This is a genomic window from Flagellimonas aequoris, assembly GCF_003584165.1.
Taxonomy (GTDB): Bacteria; Bacteroidota; Bacteroidia; order Flavobacteriales; family Flavobacteriaceae; genus Flagellimonas; species Flagellimonas aequoris.
The window spans coordinates 1-21,969 of sequence record NZ_QXFJ01000008.1; the positions used below are offsets into that span (position 1 = coordinate 1).

Annotated in this window: 12 protein-coding genes and 1 tRNA gene; 6 read left to right on the top strand and 7 right to left on the bottom strand. The window is 35.6% G+C overall.

The features are described from left to right. Positions 1-91: 91 nt before the first annotated feature. From istB to D2U88_RS01000, 6 genes are all read right to left on the bottom strand, one after another. Complete coding sequence (gene istB, locus D2U88_RS00975) at positions 92-829, bottom strand: IS21-like element helper ATPase IstB (RefSeq protein WP_116186018.1); 738 nt, start codon at positions 827-829, stop codon at positions 92-94. Between the two features lie 24 nt (positions 830-853). Further along, positions 854-2,398 carry an IS21 family transposase gene (istA, locus tag D2U88_RS00980; RefSeq protein ID WP_119638271.1) on the bottom strand — a complete coding sequence of 515 codons (1,545 nt, stop codon included), beginning with the start codon at positions 2,396-2,398 and terminating at the stop codon, positions 854-856. A gap of 50 nt (positions 2,399-2,448) precedes the next feature. After that, positions 2,449-3,780: a hypothetical protein gene (locus D2U88_RS00985; protein ID WP_119638435.1), complete on the bottom strand. Its 1,332-nt coding sequence runs from the start codon at positions 3,778-3,780 to the stop codon at positions 2,449-2,451. Then, positions 3,780-5,411, bottom strand: a complete 1,632-nt coding sequence (locus tag D2U88_RS00990; protein WP_119638436.1) for an acetate and sugar kinases/Hsc70/actin family protein — start codon at positions 5,409-5,411, stop codon at positions 3,780-3,782. The genes D2U88_RS00985 and D2U88_RS00990 overlap by 1 nt, the downstream gene beginning before the upstream one ends. Before the next feature lies 1 nt (position 5,412). Further along, positions 5,413-8,571, bottom strand: a complete 3,159-nt coding sequence (locus D2U88_RS00995; protein ID WP_119638437.1) for a DEAD/DEAH box helicase — start codon at positions 8,569-8,571, stop codon at positions 5,413-5,415. Between the two features lie 79 nt (positions 8,572-8,650). Further along, positions 8,651-13,168, bottom strand: a complete 4,518-nt coding sequence (locus tag D2U88_RS01000; protein WP_119638438.1) for an ATP-dependent DNA helicase — start codon at positions 13,166-13,168, stop codon at positions 8,651-8,653. A gap of 555 nt (positions 13,169-13,723) precedes the next feature. Between D2U88_RS01000 and D2U88_RS01005 the strand changes: the two genes are divergently transcribed. The 6 genes from D2U88_RS01005 (at position 13,724) to D2U88_RS01030 (ending at position 21,389) form a co-directional block, all read left to right on the top strand. Beyond that, complete coding sequence (locus D2U88_RS01005; protein WP_119638439.1) at positions 13,724-14,014, top strand: helix-turn-helix domain-containing protein; 291 nt, start codon at positions 13,724-13,726, stop codon at positions 14,012-14,014. A 139-nt stretch (positions 14,015-14,153) separates the two neighbouring features. Further along, a complete protein-coding gene (locus tag D2U88_RS01010) occupies positions 14,154-14,492 on the top strand; it encodes a plasmid mobilization protein (RefSeq protein WP_119638440.1) in 339 nt (112 codons plus the stop codon). A gap of 116 nt (positions 14,493-14,608) precedes the next feature. Then, complete coding sequence (locus D2U88_RS01015; RefSeq protein WP_235855691.1) at positions 14,609-15,364, top strand: type IV toxin-antitoxin system AbiEi family antitoxin domain-containing protein; 756 nt, start codon at positions 14,609-14,611, stop codon at positions 15,362-15,364. Positions 15,365-15,474: 110 nt separating this feature from the next. After that, a complete protein-coding gene (locus D2U88_RS01020; protein WP_119638442.1) occupies positions 15,475-17,022 on the top strand; it encodes a type I restriction-modification system subunit M in 1,548 nt (515 codons plus the stop codon). After that, entirely contained in the window at positions 17,019-18,242 is a 1,224-nt protein-coding gene (locus D2U88_RS01025; RefSeq protein WP_119638443.1) for a restriction endonuclease subunit S, read from the top strand. Before D2U88_RS01020 ends, D2U88_RS01025 begins: the two co-directional genes overlap by 4 nt. A gap of 18 nt (positions 18,243-18,260) precedes the next feature. Continuing rightward, positions 18,261-21,389: a type I restriction endonuclease subunit R gene (locus tag D2U88_RS01030; RefSeq protein WP_119638444.1), complete on the top strand. Its 3,129-nt coding sequence runs from the start codon at positions 18,261-18,263 to the stop codon at positions 21,387-21,389. A gap of 380 nt (positions 21,390-21,769) precedes the next feature. On the opposite strand, the gene D2U88_RS01035 is transcribed toward D2U88_RS01030, so the two are convergent. Continuing rightward, positions 21,770-21,843 (bottom strand) — tRNA-Asp (locus tag D2U88_RS01035). Between the last annotated feature and the right edge of the window lie 126 nt (positions 21,844-21,969).

Below are 21,969 nucleotides of genomic sequence, written 5' to 3' on the forward strand. Positions count from 1 at the left end.
TGGATAAGCCGGGTAAACTGACCCACCTTCGCCGGATGAAACTGACCATGGCAAATGGACTGCCCAGATTTGATCTATCCTTGGGTTAAACTTAGTTTTTATTTTTCAATTTTCTTCTCATTGATTCTCCTTTTATATCTATTCTGTGGGCTGTATGCACCAAACGGTCGAGGATGGCATCGGCCAGTGTTTTCTCCCCGATAATGTCGTGCCACTTTGATACGGGCAATTGTGATGCTATTATAGTGGATTTTTTGCCGTGCCTGTCCTCGATGATCTCCATAAGTGCATGCCTATTGATGTTGTCCAATGGTTTAAGGCCGAAGTCATCCAAGATGAGCAAGTCCTGTTTTTCAAGTTTGTTTATCTGTTTTGGATAGGAACCGTCTGCCTTTGATGTCTTGAGCAGGGTAAAGAGCTTCGCAGTATTGAAGTACATCGTTTTTGACCCCATGGAACAGGCCTGGTGGCCGATGGCCGATGCCAGGTAACTTTTGCCCACGCCGGTACTACCGGTAATAAGTATGTTCTCCCTTTTTTGGATGAACCCGCAGGAACCGAGCCGCCGGACCAGGTTCTTGTCCAGTTGGCGCGACGGTCGGTAGTCTATAGCTTCCATGACGGCCGTATACCTGAACCTTGCGGACTTGGTCAATCGCTCTATCCTACGGTTGTGACGGTCGTCCCATTCGCTCTGGACGAGATAGGCGATCAGTTCATCGTTGGTGTAACCGGTGGACGGACCGCCGGTTTCCATTGTTGTGGTGAAGGCCCTGTGCATTCCATAGAGCCTCATTTCTTTCATCGATTGCATTGTTTTTTCGTTCATATGTTCTGTTTTTAAGTATTGTTCCTATTCGTAGTATTTTCCTCCCCTTATGTTGTTGTGCTCGGGCATTTCCATGTCCCCGTCGATACCTTCATCGATCTGGTCCCACCCCTTTTTCAGGATGCGCTCGACCATATTGTAATTGTACGCACCATATTCCGCGGCACGCCTACAGGCACCGTCAAGACGTTCCCTTCCGTACTTTTTGGCAAGGTGGAGCACGCCCAGACAGGACTTATAGGATTGTTCCGGGTGTTGCTTCTTCTCCAGGATGGCAATGATGTACCCTTTACAGTGTCCGCCGATATCGCTTGCCCAATCGATGAACTTTTCACTGCTCCACTCGCTTATGAAACGATGGTGCGAGGGCATATGGTCGGCCAAGGTGGTATAGCCGTATTTCTTCCTGTTCCTTGTATGTACGGCGAACCTTTCGTGCTTATGGTAGATCTCGACGATACTGTCGGTATAGACCAGCTTGACCTGTTTGCCTATATGCCTGTAGGGCACGCTGTAATAATGCTTGTCCTTCCCAAAATAAACATGGCTGTTCTTGTGTACGGTGGCCTGGGCATAGCGTTTTACCTCATAGCGTTTCGCCGGTAACGGCATCAGTTCGTCCTTCTCGATCTCCATAAAAAGCGAACACCTGGAATATTCCCTTCCCCTGAACGACATTGCGTTGTGTTTTTCCAACAGTTCCCTTATCGCGATGTTGATATCGGTCATGCTATGGAAGACCTGGTTCCGTAAAGGGGCGAACACCCTGGTGTAGATTATCTTCACGGCGTTCTCCACTATGGCCTTGTCCCTTGGCCTATAGGTACGTGTGGGCAGTACTGCCGTTTCGTAGTGTTCGGCAAAGTCGGCGAACACCTCGTTGACCTTGGGCTCGTAACGGCTGCTCTTGGTAACCGCCGACTTAAGGTTGTCCGGCACCAAGGCCTTTGGTACGCCGCCGTAGAACCATAGTGCGTTCTCGGTGCAGCGGATGAAGTCCTCCAGTTTTTGGCTTGCACAGGCCTCTACATAAGTGTATTGGCTGCTACCGAGTATACACACGAACACCTCCAGTTCCTTCAGTTCACCGGTGTCCCTGTCAACAATATGGAGTTTCTTTCCCGTGAAGTCTATAAAGAGCTTGTCGCCGGCCTTGTGCTCCATGTGCATTACCGGAGAGGTCTCCTTGCGCCATTCGGCGTACCAATACTTGAACTGTGAGAGCTTGAAGCCATCGGGGTGCTTGGCATAATATTCTTCCCATAACAATTGTCTGGTCACCCCGGTCTTGCGAAGCTCTTTGTCAAAATAGGGAAAGTACTGCCTTAAGGTCAGCAAACGTTGGCTCTTGCGCTTTTGCCCGTCCTTAAAAAGGTTGTGGAGTTCCTCTAGGGTCATCTTCTCCACTTCGTAGGCGGTAAAACGGTACCGCCTGAAGAATTCGATGTACTTCCTGACCGTGACACGGGATATGCCCAATTGTTGGCTTATCCCACGCTTGCTCGTACCGGAGGTGTACAGTTTGTAAATCAGTTTTGTTTTTCGCATGTCTATCTGCTTGTTCGCCATGGTGCTTTTTAACAAAAAAAGCACTTAGACTTTTTACAGATAGATCTAATCTAAAGGTGGGTCACTTTGGCCCGGCGGGGGTGGGTCACTTTCGTCCGGCCAGCTATGGTCACTTTAACCCGGCGAGGGTGGTATACTATGTCCGGCGTTTCCATTAAAACCGAAATATCAATAACCAAATCAGTATTGTTCTTAAATGAAAAGTTGTTAAAAGTAACATTATCAAACTGTTGATGAAGTTTTGAATTACGAAATTCAGTTGTAGAAATCACGGACAAGTTTATATTTGGCATTTTAAGATGCCTTATGTTTTCGTCACTTGACAAACTGAATAACTTCGATAGCCAATTTTGAAAATCTTTGAAGGCTAGGTTTGCACATGGAATATCTCGTTCCAAAACAGTTAAATTCCATTCTTCGTTTTCCAAACTAAGCTTTCCTGATAGTAGTAATTCAACTATTATTTTTTGAAGGCGTGCAATAGCAAAAGGTGCAAGCGTAACTTCAAGATATTCCAACCATTTTGTATCATGAAGTGTTTTATTGTAGTTTTTACCTATGGTTTGAATATAATCTGATAATTCAGCATTATCCTTTGTGAACCATTTGATGAGTTGGTTTTCTTCTAATTCCCTTATTCTTAACGTTTCCCAATTTGAAAGATTAACTGATTCGTCTCTGGAATCATCAAGTAATTTTTGGGATAAGGAAGTGTGAAATTTTTGTCCATCAATTTCAATTACTGAACCTATATTTTTTCTATAACCTATTTTTTCATTTCCATATTTGGAATATATAAAACTGTTCAGATAGGGCACTTCTACGGCAAAATCAACCTGTTGCTTGGGAAATTTTGAAGCTAAGTGTTTAGGGACAATACTATCTACATTTCTCTGTGGTAAAAGTAAATGGGGTAAAAAAACCATTTTTTCTTGGGAGATGTAATCAAAAAGAAACTCTTTCTCAAAACCACTACCTAATAATTGGGTATTGTAGTTGTTTAGAGTAAATTTTATTCTTGGGTCAATCAGATGAAGTGCTTCATATAGATTATTTATCTCAATTTTTGAAAGGTTCGATTTGTAGTTAATATTGCCTAACTGTTTTGAATTTAGACTTTTGTCTATTGATTGAGCATCATACTTTTCAGTGAAAAAATCCTCAATAAAAGTGCTAGGTTTTGTTGGTATTCCTCTTGTAAAAATATTATTTAAAACAGAGCAATATGGATATTGAATGGACTCTTCATGTTGCAAGGATAAGTTTGTCTCAATGTCAAATACAGATAAACTTTGTAGTAAACCATCAACTTTATCTTTTGAAAATTTAGTTAAGTCCGACTTAACCCCTTCTAATATGTACCCAGCTTGAAATTGTTCCATTAAAAATCAGATAATCCATGGTCATAATCATAATGCCCCCCTTTGTCTGTCTTAGGAGCTTCAATGTGATCAAATACTTTTTCAATCGGTGTTATAATAATATCATTTTCCAAAGGAATAGATAAACCATATGATGTTGCCAAAATAGTGTATAGAATTTCATCAATGTGTTGATTTTTGATAAAAGGAATATTCAGTAGATTTCCGTTTACGAGTCTTATATCGTTAAAATTTAGCAAAGTAGTTTGCATACTACTATAAATTGCTCCACCGCCGCAATAAACAACTGGCCTATTTTCAAGAGCATTCATCAATTTTGAAGATGATAGATGGTGGGAAGGCCTTCTAGACTCGAATGATTTTGTAATCTTAGATACCATGTTTTTTACGTTAACTAGTAATTGGTCATGGTATTGTGAAATAGTGTTTTGGAATAATGATTCATCACCTTTCTTTTCAAGAAATATTTTCTGTACATCCGGAATTGATAATCGGGGGTTTTCCTTTATATAATTCTCAAAAATGTAATTCAATCCTTTTGGAAATGAATGAACCGTATGAATATCCGGTTGATTTTCACCAATGGTAAAAAACACTACATCAGTGGTCCCACCCCCAATATCAACTAATAAACTCATTCCATATTCCAATCTTTTTTGTTGGGTAATGGATGATAAACCAGCATATGCCTCTGGAATTACTTTTAAACCATAGAAATAAATATCATCCTCAGAATAAGGTGTTTGTAATTCTGTTAAATTTAATAGGTTAGTATATTTTTCTTTTAAATAATTCTCTTTAGTTTTATATTTCTCAACTAGTTTATATGCTGTAATCAGAAGAGCATAAGCCTTTTCTGTTTGATTTTTCAAAATGTCATGATTTGTACCACTAGGGATTCCCATCTGTACAAAGAAATTTTCACCTAGCTTTTCTTGCAAAATCAGCAAAATATAGGTGATAAACCAGACAGATATTTTGTCAGAGTCTATTTTGTGATTCCATTGTACAGAATTTGAAAACGCTGCAAGTTTGAAATACCTGTAGTAAAATTTTTCAACTAGATTTTCCTTCCATTCCGATAAATCATTTTTATAATCTATTTCTATCTTTTCATTCTGCTTACTCCATTTGATTAATCTTTCATTGTATTGTTCTTGAAGAATCCCACATTCCCTTTTCCATTCATTATTGGCTATATTGAAATTGTTTTGTATTCTGGTGCATTCTTTTTTCCAATCTATAATTTCAGGGGCAACATTTTGATTGATTTTACTAAATAATCTTTGAATTTTTTCTCTCCAGGAATTAGCTTGAATTATAGGTCTATCTGGAAAAATTGGAGTTCCTGGTTTTTTGGGGAGTTCTAAGATGGGCTCTTTTAACGGTTCAAACTTTGGCTTTTCTTTTCCTTCATTGTGCAACCATTTACAACTTTCATCATTTACAAAACCATAGCTTAATGTGTCATCTTCATTAATTTGAACTATTGAGGGAAATAGAACTGTTGGATTTCCAAAAGGGTTGTTAAATTCAACAAATTCGTAAGTCTTCTGAGCTGGATTAGTTGCATCTTCAATGCATACTTTAGTTTGATGTGTTCCAAAATCAAGGCCAACGGTAAAACTCATGTTAATAAACCGTTATATGGTTCAAGGAAAGTAATTGGGGAGATTTTGATAATATTTCACTAGCATTTAATTCACGTAAAACATTATCTTTTTCCTCTTCAAAATTAGACAGGACCTTTCTTTGAGCAGGCAGAATACTTTCAATATTTTTCCTTTCCTTTTGATTAAATGTTGTTTTAAGCCTATACTCTGAATTTTCAATGATATTTTTTTGTCTATTTATTTTGTTATCGTAGAATTCTGATTTCCGTTGAATCTGCATTTTTTTATGGGTTTCCAATCTCATTTTTTGTTCCTGTAAATTTTTGGACTCCATGAATTCAATTTCCTCTGCAAAAATGTATTCCAATTCAGAAATTAAATCATCTGGAATTTTTAGCCCACTCGAATTTGCTGTGGCATATAATTGCGATTCACCCAAGAATTGTTCTGAAATATTCTTGTCATTAATTACTTTCCCTTTGTGTACATCATATAATATTGGCAATAAGAGTTCTGTTTTTTGCTCTCGGTTATACCATTTTTTTATTGTTGTTGTGGAATAAATCGCTAGATAATAATCCCCTTTTTCAATATTATTTTTAAGAACCTCTTTGTCTAGTGCAAATTGAAATGTATTATCCGCTTTTAAATCTTGTGATTCAAAAAATTGCAATGCTGCAATAATGATTGGATGATAGGCATTTATCCGAATAATATTACTATTACTATAACCTACATCTTGTGAAAATGTAATTTTAAGTGAATTCCTCTCTCTAATTGAATTAATAAAACGTTTAAAAGAAATGATGGATTCTGAATCCTGTGGTTGAAACTCATTTAAAAAGTTTATTAATACTCTTGGTGAGCTTTTTGGTAAAATTAAATTATATGTTAGCTCTGCCTCATCTAATATTTCCAATTGACAAGTGGTTAGTTTTGAGCGAATCAGTATTTTAACATAATTAACTAATTCTTCTTCAGTTACGTAGCGATGGTTATTTTGAATGTTCTCAATCTCATTTTTAAAATAAATGTCATTTGTCAACGTATCTGTTAGTCCTTCACTTATTGATTCAAGATTTTTCTGTTCAGTGATAATGGCTCGTTCAATGGCATCTATTTTTTCTTTTCTATGTTCCTTTGATATTTCAGTACAATAAAGTTCCTTTTCCAAAGACTTAAACCATTCACGGATATTTCTTACACCAATATTTTCACTTCTATCCAAATCCTTATCCAGTATTGCTTCTAAATCTCCAATACAACCCCTGAAAATTCCAATCCTATCCAACAATCTAGTATAGATATCTTCCTGTATGGAGTCCTTTACAACCAAATTATAAATGTTAACAATCGAAGCTTTCTGACCAAATCGATCTATTCGACCTATTCTTTGCTCAACAACCATAGGGTTCCACGGTAAATCATAGTTAACCAACGCATCACAAAATTGCATATCCAAACCTTCACTCCCCACTTCCGATGATAAAAGAACCTGAACATTATCATCGAATTTAAATTTCTCAATCTCAGATGTCCTTTCATCAATCCCACCATGAATAATGGCAGATTGAATACCTTCTGATTTCAGTCTTATATTTAAATATTTTAGTGTTTTCTTAAAAATCGCAAAAACGATTAATTTTTTATTCTCCTTGTAAACAACCTGTTTTATTATTTTTAATAATTCCTCAAACTTAGCATCCCTTAAAGATCCATAGTTGTCTAAGTTATTATCTAAATCCTCAACTTTATTTAGGTATCCATATACACTACTTGCAACTTGACGTTTTTTTTGAACCAGCCCCAATGCACCACCCTGTGTCATTCTTTCATTACCATACTCGTCCATATAAGTCTTTTCATCAATGTAATTTTCAATAATTGCATCGAATTCTATACGTTCTTCAGGAAACAATTCAACAATTAATGTATGGGGCTCCCTAACAGCTTGAGACCAGTCTTGTGTCACCTCTTTTTTTCTTGTGCGTGAAAAGATTTTATTCAGCTCACTCATATCTGAAATGTCAAATTGCAACTGCACCCTCGTTTCAGGTGAATCATCTTTTGTTTTTAGATCGGATACAATCTTTTGGTATAAAGGGATACCATCGAATAAGTCCTTTATACATGAACGTTTTCTCCATTCAACACGATATTCCTCGCCTGAGCTATAGTAAAGAGATACCTCGGAATCTTCCAAATCTTTTAAAATCGTACTGAATAAAACTTGACTATTTAGCTGAGTCAATGCTTTTACAAAAGGGGCGTTCACCACTATTTCATTCTGAAAAGTTGAATATTCTGTATATTTATGTTCATCTAATAGCTGAAGAAGATTAAATAGATTTTGTTCACTAATCATTATTGGTGTTGCCGTCAAAAAAACCACAGCATTTGCCGTTTCCATTATTTTTTTTGCACCTCTAAAGGTCTGCGTTGTATGATTTCGTAAACGGTGCGCCTCATCACATAGAATGAAGTCGAATTTTAAATTCTTTTCATCTATTACCTCAAATAGGTTTTGACTTTTTGTATGTTTCTTAGATTCAATCTCCCTGGGCAGACGAATTTTTTCATAATTGACAATTGCTTTTATTGCTCCGCTTCGTTCCTTAATATCTGATATTAAATCTTTCGAAGAATCATATATTTTAAAACTAAAATTAAATTTTTCCCTTAGTTCCATTTGCCATTTTTCCTGTAACGATTTTGGGCAAACAATCAATGCATTTTTCAGCTCACGTCTTGCCATTAATTCAAGCATAATATGACCTGCTTCAATTGTTTTACCTAGTCCAACTTCATCAGCAACAAGAATTCTATGATTTTCTGAATTCAAAAACTTTAAAAGAGGTTTAAATTGATATGCTTTAAAAATTGTGTTGGAAGCTTTTAAGGAGGAAATTGTATTATTACTGGTATTATGTATTTTAAAACTTGTATTAATTCTTGAAAAGTCAAGAAATGAACCAAATATACCTTTTCGTAAACGCTGGAAGGGGTCTGACAAATCAGTATCTGGAATTAAGTTGCTTTCTAAGCAGTTTTTTATCTCATTATGTATACTGACACGATATAATTGGCGTCCTCTAGCTGGGGGGGACACTTCTGTCACTATTCCCTTTTCGTTTGAATTTACATATATTACCGAGTCTCCAATATTAAATCTTGCCATTTATCGATTTATAAGTATTTATGAAAGTAGATTTTTGGGTTCTTCAAATGCAAATATTGGTTGGTTTCGAGCTAACATTTTAAAGTTGATTAGCCATGTTTAATCCCATCAATATACGTTCTAGAACCTTCTTGCCTAGACTTAAAAATAGATCACTCTCTTTTTTGTTAATTCGACTTATATGAGCGGCCTTATTCCTGTAGTCATCAGTTAACAACCTTAATTCTTTTAAAAAACTTGTATTTAAAAAATACTCATTAGTATTATTAATAATATGTTTTCTAAATTCTTGTAAGAGATTAGAATTTGAAATTGTTTTACCATCTGAATCAACTATAAAACCAAGTGTGAAAACCATGGATCCCAAAGTAAATTTATCAGTTTTCTTCGCAAGGGATTTAGCAAAGGTTTTAGTCTTATTATCGCTAAACTCTTGTTCTAAAAAGTCAGGCTCCGTCTGAAGTATATTATTTAATCTAACATAAAATGAAATGAATAACTTATTTAGTAATTCACTTTCAATAGCACGAGAAAATTGTAGGATAAAAGGTGAGTAATCTTCAATGTTATTATTGTCAAATTTTTCTTTGAGAAAGAATGCAGATGCAAGGAACATTTTTGAGTTATCTTCTAAAACATCATATTTATTAAAACTATTTTTGACTTCCTTATAATACTCCTGAAGATTGTTAGAGCTCGAATTCTTATCTAAAATCTGATAAATCCCTTTAATTCTTTCTTCACTTTCTATAGAGGATTCCCTTATATCTTTAAATTGAGCACTGAGTTGTGAAAAATATGATTCCACCGTATTTCTTAATTCAAAGACGATATCTGTTAACTCTTTAATTTCGGAAAGAGTACTGTCTCCTATTCGATATCCAAAATTTTCTTCAATTATTTTAGCGATTTCTTTTGCTGATATTCCTCCTTTAGAATCGTCTTTGGTAATTATCAAGGTTCCGTTGTCACCTCCTCCATTTTCAACGGGTAAAATGTCATTTGATTTATACCAGCGTAGTTTTTCCTCCCACTTTCGAGCATAATCAACGTCATGTAACATTCCAAGATGTTCCCAGTAATATTCCACACCACTGTCATCATCAATAATAAAGAAATCGGGGCGTTTTACATGACCATCAATTTCCAATCTATACTCATATTCAGGTTCTAAACCATTTTTCAAAAGCAATTCATATATAATAACTTCTGATTTTGAACGTAAAAATTTACCGTCTGAAGCGCAGTGAATTAGATTCTTTTCAAACAAAACATCTTTATATTTTGTTATGTTAGGTTTATAAAACAGATTCGTAATTCGTTGTAAATTAGCAGAATGAAAATCATTAGTATAGTTGAAAAGCATCTGAGGATTGCCTTGATATAGTAGAATTACTTTATTTACTTGCCTCGTTAATGCTGTATACAAAAGCTCACGGGAAAGTAAAATACAAGGTTCTGGAATCGCTAAAATAACAGTTTTGAATTGACTGCCTTGTGCTTTATGAATGGTTAATGCATATGCCAATTCTAGATAACTACCATTCTCATCATCAAAGTCTTTTGCTGTAAATTGATATTTATATTCTTTTTGGGAGGAAAACACTGTTTCGAGTTGATAAGGCTGCTTTCCTTTCCACTTTGTATTCTTCCAATTTGTACGACCAACAGTTACTCCAATCTCCCCATTTGCTATATAGTTAATTCCATCATTTGGGTATGTGCCTTTACTTCTTGAGTGGTTCTGCAGATTTATTACTTTGTCTCCATATATTATTTCCTCTAAACCTAAAGGTTTTGGGGTCTTTTTTCCATTATACGCCCAGTGAAGAGCATCTTGTTTAAATCTTTTATGAAGTCCACGATTTAGTTGTTTTGTTCCAAAAACTTTAGCCCTTACCGGACTAAGTAGTTGCCAGTCCTCTATTTTGTCAACTGATTTATGACCGTCTAGATTAAAATTAAAAAAGCCCTTATCATTAGCACCAATTGATTTGTTGAACGACAATTCATCCGATATAGATAACTCCTCATTTAAAACTGTAATTAACAAATCTTCAAAATCAGATTCGTTGCTCCAATTATATATTTTAATATTATCATTACTACCACTAATCACTTTCTCAAAAACACTGTCTGCATTATTTTCTTGAACATTACCTCCAAATAAATTTGCGAAATCAGTGTCGAGCCTTTTTTTGTTATCCTTTTCCTCTTGTCTTGCAGAAGCTGTTAATTCAATATATGAATTGCTAATCTTGGGAAATATTCCATCGACATTGTTGGGTTTTATATATGTGATAATATCAAAAAAAGGTCTTCCCGCACCAATTGGGGGTAATTGCCGATAATCTCCCACTAAGATTAACCTTTCAACTCGTTTTAAATGTTGTAATGTAGCAGCCAGCATTTCCTCTGTTAGCATGGAACACTCATCAATAATAACTGTTTTGTACCCTGATTCTTTATCGGAATCATTAAGATGGAAAGTTTGTGTAGAACCTCTAAAACGACCAGATCTGAATAGAAAACTAGCAATAGTTTTTGCGGTTACACCGTGTTTTTTTGCCTTTTCTTCCATTCTCACCCTAGCTTTTCCAGTTGGAGCGAGAAAAAGGACATTACCTTGTTTGATTTTTGGAATTGAAGCCAATGCTGACAAAAGTGTGGTTTTACCAGAGCCAGCCTGACCTATTAAGACAGAAAACCTAGAATTTGCCATTGCCTCCAAGGCCTTTATTTTTTCTTCTTTAGCACGCTTATCGGCATCCGTAGTTTTAAATTCTATATCGCCTAGAAATTCTTCCCAATTCTCTTGTAAATTGTGTTTATTGGCTTTTAGTCTTTTATTAATTACAGTGTTTATTAATTCTGAAGTTTCATTAAATCGAGATAATTGATATGCCTTTTTATTGTCTGAAGTAGAATGGGTAACAATGCTTTCATCAAATATTTCGGATGCTAAATTAAAATAATCCGCATTTAAGTCACATTCAGGTTCTATTGGTAGGTTTCCAATGTTTTTAATGATTTCTTCTTCAGGAAACAATGTATGGCCGTTGTTAGCTTGACGCTCCAATTCCATAATTGAAAGAGCTTTGATTCTTTCTTTGCTTAATGGTGAGAATTGTTTAGTGTCATATGGTTTGAGTTCCTTATTCCGATTTAGCATTAGACCAGCATCAATTATTGAATAATTAATTGGTTCAATTGAATGAATTGATATTTCATAAAACAAATATGGATTCTTGACTAACTCCTCGTCTATAACATACTTGTAGCTTTTCTTCCTCTGTTCTAAATTGAATATGGTTTTGGCTTGATTTTCACTGAGGTTAAATCTGCTTATTAATTGTAAAAGAGACAAACGGGTTTGTTGTTTCTTGAAAAGATTCCAGATTTCTACATTTTCAATAGAAATACTTTCTTTCAATTTTTTTGGGAGCAACTCTAAATCACCCAATATCTTATCAAGATATTGCCAAGGACATTGGCCTTTTTCTATTTCATTCAAAATATGCTGGGCCAAAAAATGACCTCTTTCTATTCCCATTGTTGTAAGGGCAACACCAAGTCCAGGATAATCACCCCTTAGTTCTTTAATGGCTGCAAGCTTTTTGCTCAGCCATTCTAAAATATTATCCCAATTATTACCAATTTCTAATTTTTTGGCAAGCTCTATTTTTTTAATCGATTCTCGTAATATATAAATAGCGAAATCATGTGAGACATGCTCTGTTTTATAGGAAAACTCAGACCTGAATTCATTTGGAATTATTACTGCAATACTTTTCGGATCAAAATCGGGATATTCTTTTTGATATTCAAGTGCTTCATGGTAAGGGAAAATAAAACCATTTTTAAAATCAGGTCTTATGCCATGGTTGACCATATGTTCCCAGGGCATTGATATAAAACCAGTATCTTCTGATGTGTCGAAAGCTTTTGATTGAATTATGGATACAATTTCCCCCAAACCAATTAAAACCCGATTATTTTCTTCAACAAATGGAACTTCCTTTGCATAAAAAAAACTTAAAGATTCATTGGGGTTTATATGTTCAAAAAAGCAATCAAAAACAGCCTTCTGATTTTTAAGATCCTGTACCCAACTTGTTGTAAATTGCAATGATTCATCTTTGGTTTTATGGTAAGGTTCTCGGTGGGAATCATAATCTAGATCATACTGCTCAGCGAATACTTCTGCATTCTCGGGCATTCCCCATCTAAAAGGAATAGCGGGTGCACTATACTTAGGGAAAACTATGGGAGTCGGCAGCAAATGTTTATAATAATTATTGTATCCTTTGGCATAAGGATGTCTAATCTGTTTTGTAAAATTAAAATCAGCCATAAACATTGCACTTTCAGATATGCAGGGTGGTAGCTTATTTTCATCTCTTATGTCACAAATCTTTTGCCCAGATAAATCTTTTTCAATTTCATCACTCCTATTTTCGGCACAATTTTTTAATGCCAGGCAAGCATCATTGTTCTTAGCATTTTTACATATTGTGCCATTCCAAGCATTATCATGCCAAGGAACTCTTATTGAAAGGTGCTTTTTTGTGTATCTTGGGTTGTAGGCTATCTTCATGTATTAATAATTCTGTTTAGGATTGGCCGAATTGTAAATCTTCAATTATAAGTGGACTGAACTTTGTCTAAAGATAAGTGATGGTTTTGTTATCTTCAAGGCTAGCCTTGAATATGGTTCATTTACCATTTAAATCACTTTGAGTGACAACTTTTTTCAGGACGAGACAGATATATACATTTGTATGATCATACATTCATATAAATATTTGTATTGCTTGAAATTTCTGTAAAATATTTGTGGAAAGGGAGAAAAAGACCAAAATCAGGGTTTGTCTGAGTGTCAGCGTAAACTTATTTTTTTTCTCCCTACCCATATCTCCACGGTAGTTGCCAAAAACATCGTTTTTGGCAACACCCTCATAAGAATCGAATAGTGATGGTAAGCCTCAGGAGGCTTACCATCACTATTTTGGATTTAACCTCAATTCCTTTGCAAATTTATTTTGAATGCTTCTTGATTTGCCATACACGAACCGATGTACGGCAAATGGATTAAATGCTGTTCAATGTTGCTAGGTTTGTTCAATAAAGTAAATCAACAAATACCAGTAATATGAAGCGCATATTTATCATGGACGACGATGGATTAAAGGAGTACGTTCCTGTAGAATCTCTCAAAAACAATCTAGCTCCAAAACTGGAGGATAAGGATAATCAAAATCAAACTGAAAATGAAATGTTGACGATTGCCGATTTGGTCAAGAAATTTAAAGTGACCAGGCCGACCATTTATTCATGGATGGAAAAGGGATTGCTCAAAAAGATACCTATTGGCGGACGTGTTCTATTTCATCCCAATGACATCGACGAGCTTATCGATCGGTTAAGGGGTATTTCTTCTTAAAAACAGATTGATGATCCAAAGTCAAAATAAAAAATGGATTTTATTAATCGGAGGTCACGAAGCAAGTTGTGTTTTTGTATACAAAAACTGCTCACTTTGTTCGCAAGCTTGTTGAAGATACTCCTCAATTCCTAAAATTATGGCACGGCCAAAAAAAGAAATTAGAGAGCTTAAAGCAATTCATATCAGTTTTAGAACTACAGTGGATAATTATCTCATTGTAGCTCATAATGCAGAATCTTGCGGGCTTTCAATCGCTGATTATATCCGAAAAAAAATTACTGGAAAACCTTTGCCTAGATATAAGGTCTCTCCTTATGAAAGAAAAATTTTCGTTGAGCTGAGCAGGATAGGTAACAATATTAACCAGTTGGCCATCAAAGTTCATTTAGGGCAGAACCAACCCGAAAAATTGACGGGACAACTTGTGGAATTACAAAGGTTACTTTCCGAAGTAAAACAAATTATGGTAAAATAAAGTCAAAACAGTTTGATTAAATTTTAGTAAAAAAAGGAGAACAATAGCAATAATTACTAATATTCTTCTAAATTTACTAAATGCTTCTCACTGATTTTATCAAAAGTAGATTGTCATTGGAAGAATATTCCTTCTCCCGTGATGAATACATGGCTTATTCAGGGAAGGACGCAAATGCTATTGCAACGGATTTGGCCTATTTATCCGAGAAAGGGGAGATCCTCTCTTTAAGAAAAGGATTCTACCTTATCATACCACCAAGATATTCAAAGTTGGGGGTTTTGCCATTGGAGCTTTATATCAATAAATTATTTGAACATTTGGATAAGCTCTATTACATTGGTTTATACTCAGCAGCACAAATACATGGAGCGGCCCACCAACAAGTACAGGCTGAATACATCATCACACAGGGTACAAGAATGTTGGATATTCATAAAAAGAATATAGCCATAAACTTTTTTCTTGCCTCTAATTGGCCCCAGGCTAACATTGTCCAAAAAACATCGGATGCTGGATATTTTAATGTTTCAGACCCATTACTCACCATTGTGGATTTAATATACCACCAAAGAAAGCTGGGAGGAATAAACAGAATGTTGGCGAATATCGAGGAGCTTTTAGAAGAAGTTGAACCAAGTGAAATGGATTCCTTACTGCAATGGTATCCGAATAAAAGTGTTTTACAACGATTGGGTTTTTTGATTGATTTCATAAGCCCAAAGAGTGATTTGGCTGATCTACTTATCGCATATTTGGAAAGGTATGGGTTTTACCCTGTCCTGTTGAATACATCGGATAAAATTAAACCGGGTGCAGTGGATAACAGATGGAAAGTTGATGTGAACTTAGCCCTAAATAGCGATATATGATACCAAGACCCTACATAGTGGAGTGGCAAGAACATGCACCATGGAAATACATATAGCCGCTTTTGATCGGCTTAAAAATGATATAATGACCAAAATGAAATCAACATAAAATGACAAGCATAGCACAAAGAGCAGAATTGCAAAATCAAATATGGAAAATAGCCAACGATGTACGTGGTTCTGTAGATGGATGGGATTTTAAACAATTCGTATTAGGGACACTGTTCTACCGTTTCATAAGTGAAAATTTCACCAATTATATTGAGGGTGGCGATGATAGTGTAAAGTACCCGAACTTATCCGATGACGTTATAACTTCAGAAATAAAAGAAGATGCCATAAAAACAAAGGGATACTTTATTTATCCAAGCCAACTATTTGTAAATGTGGTTAAAAACGCAAGTAATAATCCAAATTTGAACACCGATTTAGCGGCTATATTTTCTGCCATAGAAAGTTCAGCTATTGGATTTCCTTCAGAAGACGACATCAAAGGCCTGTTTGCAGATTTTGATACCACGAGTAACCGTCTGGGAAATACAGTTGAAAATAAAAACAGTCGTTTGGCTGCCGTTTTAAAGGGTGTCCAAGGCTTAAAGTTTGGTAATTTTGAAGACAATCAAATAGACCTGTTTGGTGATGCCTATGAGTTTCTAATCTCCAATTATGCTGCCAATGCAGGTAAGTCTGGCGGAGAGTTCTTTACCCCTCAAAATGTGTCCAAACTCATTGCACAATTGGCAATGCATGGGCAAACAACTGTGAACAAGATTTATGATCCTGCGGCGGGATCTGGTTCTTTACTGTTACAGGCCAAAAAACATTTTGACAGCCATATTATTCAGGAAGGTTTTTATGGGCAGGAAATTAACCATACTACCTATAACTTGGCACGTATGAACATGTTTCTGCATAACATCAACTACGATAAGTTTCATATTGTACATGGCGATACGTTACGGCATCCAGAATTGGGTGATGAAAAACCGTTTGATGCCATTGTGTCCAATCCGCCGTATTCTGTAAAATGGATTGGTAGTGATGATCCAACCCTAATCAATGACGACCGATTTGCGCCTGCAGGAGTATTGGCGCCTAAGTCAAAAGCAGACTTTGCATTTGTATTACATGCATTGAGCTATCTTTCAAGTAAAGGTAGAGCGGCTTTGGTGTGTTTCCCAGGTATTTTTTACCGTGGTGGTGCAGAACAAAAAATTAGAAAATATTTGGTAGATAACAACTTCGTAGAAACCGTTATCTCTTTAGCACCTAACCTATTTTTTGGTACATCCATAGCGGTAAATATTTTAGTGCTCTCAAAACATAAAACCGATACCAAAACGCAGTTTATCAATGCCAGTGGGGAAGATTTCTTTAAGAAAGAAACCAACAATAATGTGATGACAGATACCCACATTGAAAAGGTGATGAGCATGTTTGATAGCAAAGAAGAGGTTGCTCATGTGGCTACAACTTTTGACAATATTAAGATTGCCGAAAATGATTATAACCTATCTGTAAGTAGTTATGTAGAACCTAAAGATACCCGTGAGAAAATAGATATAGAGGTGTTAAATGATGAGGTCGCTAAAACTGTGATAAAAATAGAGAACCTTCGTTCAGAAATTGATGCTATTGTAAAAGAGATTGAGGGATGAGTTATATAGATACATTATTGCGAGGTGCTGATGTGGAATGGAAAACTTTAGGGGATGAAGTAGAAATTGCAAATATTGGAGTAGACAAGAAAATCAACGTAAATGAAGCGGAAGTAAGGTTGTTGAACTTTGTTGATGTTTTCAAAAATCAATACATATCAAATGCAACGCCAACTATGGTTGTAACCGCAAGTGAAAGAAAAATCACAGATTGTAACATAAAAGAAGGAGATGTTTTTATCACTCCCTCATCAGAACTCATAGATGAAATTGGCTTTTCTGCGATGGCAATCGAGGATTTTAATAATGCAGTGTATAGTTACCATATAATGAGATTAAGGGTTAATAATAAAAATGTTTTATTCCCTGCTTTTTTAAATTATCTATTTAGTTCAACTAATGTTAGAAAACAAATTCGTTTAAAAGCTCAAGGAATAACTCGATTTGGATTGACCCAACCAAATTGGAAATCCCTTCAAATTCCTATCCCAACAATAGAAATCCAACAAAAAATAGTTGACATTCTCGACACTTTTACAGAGCTTACAGCAGAGCTTACAGCAGAGCTTACAGCACGTAAAAAACAGTATACGTATTACCGTGAGCAATTGTTGGGGTATGATGAAAATGAGGTGGAATGGAAAACGTTGGGGGAAGTGTGCATAAAGTCATATTCTGGCTCTACTCCTAAGGCGGGTAATCCTAGATATTATGAAAATGGAACTATACCGTGGTTAAGGACACAAGAAGTAAAGTTTATTGATATTTATTCAACAGAAATAAAGATAACTGAAACTGCATTGGCTGAAACTGGGGCAAAATGGATTCCAGAAAATTGTGTCATTATTGCTATTTCGGGAGCAACCGCAGGTCGTTCAGGTATTAACAAAATACCCTTAACTACTAACCAACACTGTTGTTGTTTGGAAATTAATCCAAAACAGGCTTTATATAAATATGTGTTTTATTGGGTTAGTTTGAATTATGAAAAATTAAAGAATTCAGGACAAGGAGCAAGAGGAGATATAAATTCAGGTATAATAAAATCACTGCAAATTCCAGTACCTCCAATAGAAGAACAAGAACGCATTGTTGCCATCTTGGATAAATTTGATACTCTTACCACTTCTATTTCCGAAGGTTTACCCAAAGAAATAGAGCTAAGGCAAAAACAATACGAGTACTACCGCGAACAATTGTTAACTTTTCCGAAAGCTTAAAACTAACCACCGACCACCATGAATTACAAAACCATAGCAGAATCCAACAACTTTATTGTTTTAGATAGCTATAAAAAATTCTCAGAAGTAAATGAGACTCCTCTATCTTATCAAACAGAGGCAGATTTAGAAAGAGAACTGGTTCAGGATTTGCAACACCAAGGCTATGAATTTGTGGCTCATATCAACAATCAAGAACGTATGTTGGCTAATGTGCGTGTGCAATTGCAGGAACTTAACAACATGCAATTCACAGATAAGGAATGGCAGCGTTTTGTGGTAGAGTATTTGGATAGACCAAGTGATAGCCTTACCGATAAATCAAGAAAGATACACGATAATTATATCTATGATTTTGTGTTTGATGATGGGCATATTCAAAATATCTACATAGTAGATAAGAAAAACATTGCCCGTAATAAAGTTCAGGTCATTTCACAGTTTGAACAAAAGGGTACGCATGCCAACCGTTACGATGTTACCATTTTGGTTAATGGTTTGCCCCTGGTACAAGTAGAACTAAAAAAACGAGGGGTAGCTATTCGTGAAGCCTTTAATCAGGTACATCGCTACACTAAAGAAAGTTTCAATGCCGAAAATTCACTGTTTAAATATTTACAGCTGTTCGTCATATCTAATGGTACAGACAGTCGTTATTTTGCTAACACAGTACAACGTGATAAAAATAGTTTCGATTTCACCATGAACTGGGCCAAAGCTGATAATGCTTTGATAAAGGACTTAAAGGACTTTACCATTACGTTTTTTGAAAAACGTACCCTGTTGAATGTGCTTCTCAACTATTCTGTATTTGATATAAGCGATACCCTTCTTATCATGAGGCCTTATCAAATCGCAGCTACAGAGCGGATGCTATGGAAAATTGAAAGCTCCTTTAATGCTAAAAATTGGTCAACAGCAGAGAGTGGTGGGTACATTTGGCATACTACAGGGTCGGGTAAAACCCTTACCAGCTTTAAGGCAGCAAGATTAGCAACGCAGCTGGATTTTATCGACAAGGTGTTCTTTGTGGTAGACCGTAAAGATTTGGACTTTCAAACCATGAAAGAATACCAACGCTTCTCACCGGATAGTGTAAATGGTTCTGATAGTACGGCAGGTTTAAAACGAAATATAGAGAAAAAAGACAATAAGATTATTGTTACCACTATTCAAAAATTGAATAATCTTATGAAAAGTGAGAACGATTTGGATATCTACCAAAAGCAGGTCGTTTTTATTTTTGATGAAGCACATCGAAGTCAATTTAGTAGTAAAAAAGATGGTAGAACCATAGGTACACAACATAACCTGAAAAAGAGGTTTAAAAAATATTATCAGTTTGGGTTTACAGGAACACCAATTTTTCCCGAAAATGCGTTAGGTTCAGAAACTACGGCTAGTGTGTTTGGTCGTGAACTACATTCCTATGTCATCACGGATGCCATTAGAGACGAAAAGGTATTAAAGTTTAAAGTAGATTATAACGATGTCCGTCCACGGTTTAAAGGCATAGAAACAGAACAGGATTTAACTAAACTAAGTGCAGCAGAAAACAAAAAAGCCTTACTGCATCCTGTGCGAATCAAAGAAATTTCACAATACATCTTAAAGCATTACAGACAAAAAACGCATAGAACTAAGGGCGGTAACAGCGGTTTTAATGCCATGTTTGCCGTTAGTAGTGTAGATGCAGCAAAATGTTATTACGAAGAATTAAATACCCTACAACAAGATTATGATAAGCCATTAAGGACAGCCACCATATTTTCTTTTGCTGCCAATGAAGAACAAAACGCTATTGGTGAAATTGTTGACGAGACCTTTGAACCAACGGCAATGGAAATAAGTGCCAAAGAGTTTTTAACTCAGGCTATCAACGATTATAACAGGATGTTCAAAACAAGTTATGGAGTTGAAAGCAAAGAGTTCCAAAATTATTATAGAGACCTGGCAAAACGGGTGAAGAATAAAGAAATAGACTTGCTCATTGTAGTAGGGATGTTTTTAACAGGCTTTGATGCACCAACGCTAAATACCTTATTTGTTGACAAAAACTTGCGTTATCATGGCTTAATGCAAGCCTTTTCGCGTACCAATCGCATTTACGATGCCACAAAAACCTTTGGAAATATTGTAACCTTTAGGGATTTAGAACAGGCCACTATTGATGCCATTACCCTTTTTGGGGATAGCAGTACAAGAAATGTGGTGCTGGAGAAGAGTTACAGGGAATACTTAGAAGGGTTTACAGATATTGCAACGGGCAATGCACGTCGTGGTTATATTGAAGTGGTTAAGGAACTAAGAGAAAAGTTCCCTGACCCGGAAACTATTGAAACAGAGAAGGACAAAAAGGAATTCTCTAAACTTTTTGGTGAATATTTACGGGTAGAAAATATACTCCAGAATTACGATGAGTTTACCAACCTTAAAGCGTTTCAGGATATTGATATAAATGATTCGGAAGCTGTGGAAGCATTCAAAGAAACCTATTTTGTTTCAGATGAAGATATTGAGGTAATGAAGCAAATTGAATTGCCGGCAGAGCGAACCATTCAAGATTATCGTTCAACGTATAATGATATTCGTGATTGGTTGCGACGAGAACGAAAAGGAAAGGAAGCAGAAGAATCTGATATTGATTGGGATGAAGTGGTGTTTGAAGTCGATTTATTAAAGTCGCAAGAAATAAACCTGGACTACATTCTGGAATTGATTTTTGAGCATAATAAGAAAACCAAAAACAAAGCAGAATTAGTAGAAGAAATAAGACGCATAATCCGTGCTAGTGTGGGTAACAGGGCAAAAGAAAGTTTGGTAGTCGATTTCATCAATGAAACAGATTTGGATGAAATAAAGGAAAAGGCCACAATCATCGATGCTTTCTTTGCTTATGCACAAGGCAAACAAAAAGCGGAGGCTTCAGAATTGATTGCAGATGAGAATTTAAATGAAGAAGAAGCGAAGCGTTATATGACAGCATCATTAAAAAGGGAATATGCTAGTGAAAATGGCACGGAACTTAATTCATTATTACCTAAAATGAGCCCTTTAAATCCTCAATACCTTACTAAAAAACAAAGTGTCTTTCAAAAGATCTCATCTTTTGTTGAGAAGTTTAAAGGAGTTGGAGGTGAAATTTAAATTGGTATTTTGAAACAATTGCAATTGAAAGATGTTGGTTCAAGAAATATTACATTGGGTCATTTGACAACTAAATCTTGATAATTTGAGCCGAATAACACTTCTAATCGGCTCACTGGAGAAAAAAAGTGGTTCCAAACACCGCGAAAAATGTAGTTTGTTGCAAATGCATTTTAATGGCAAGATTATTTTATCCTACTTTTTAAGGAGTAATTTTTCGGAATGAAAAGTATTGTAAAATGCTGCAAAGAAGTAAAAAAGAATCAAAAATGCAGCACGAACGCAGCACGCTAATTAACTTTTGTTTAACATTTTATTTTATAAATACCTGAAAAACAGAATGTTATAAAACAAAAAAGCCTCATAAAATGAGGCTTTTGCGGTCTGGACGGGACTCGAACCCGCGACCCCCTGCGTGACAGGCAGGTATTCTAACCAACTGAACTACCAGACCAATGATTTTATCTTTTAAAGACTCCGACAACAGTCAGATTCAAATCTTGTTCAGATTGCTTTTTTAAAGCGAGTGCAAATATACATTCTCATTTCGGATTCGACAAAACATTTTTTTAAAAATGTA

Coding starts and splice junctions, on each gene's coding strand:
- D2U88_RS01030 (WP_119638444.1), top strand. CDS start 18,261: ATGAATTACAAAACCATAGCAGAATCCAACAACTTTATTGTTTTAGAT.
- istA (WP_119638271.1), bottom strand. CDS start 2,398: ATGGCGAACAAGCAGATAGACATGCGAAAAACAAAACTGATTTACAAA.
- D2U88_RS01005 (WP_119638439.1), top strand. CDS start 13,724: ATGAAGCGCATATTTATCATGGACGACGATGGATTAAAGGAGTACGTT.
- D2U88_RS01020 (WP_119638442.1), top strand. CDS start 15,475: ATGACAAGCATAGCACAAAGAGCAGAATTGCAAAATCAAATATGGAAA.
- istB (WP_116186018.1), bottom strand. CDS start 829: ATGAACGAAAAAACAATGCAATCGATGAAAGAAATGAGGCTCTATGGA.
- D2U88_RS00985 (WP_119638435.1), bottom strand. CDS start 3,780: ATGGAACAATTTCAAGCTGGGTACATATTAGAAGGGGTTAAGTCGGAC.
- D2U88_RS01025 (WP_119638443.1), top strand. CDS start 17,019: ATGAGTTATATAGATACATTATTGCGAGGTGCTGATGTGGAATGGAAA.
- D2U88_RS00990 (WP_119638436.1), bottom strand. CDS start 5,411: ATGAGTTTTACCGTTGGCCTTGATTTTGGAACACATCAAACTAAAGTA.
- D2U88_RS00995 (WP_119638437.1), bottom strand. CDS start 8,571: ATGGCAAGATTTAATATTGGAGACTCGGTAATATATGTAAATTCAAAC.
- D2U88_RS01000 (WP_119638438.1), bottom strand. CDS start 13,168: ATGAAGATAGCCTACAACCCAAGATACACAAAAAAGCACCTTTCAATA.
- D2U88_RS01010 (WP_119638440.1), top strand. CDS start 14,154: ATGGCACGGCCAAAAAAAGAAATTAGAGAGCTTAAAGCAATTCATATC.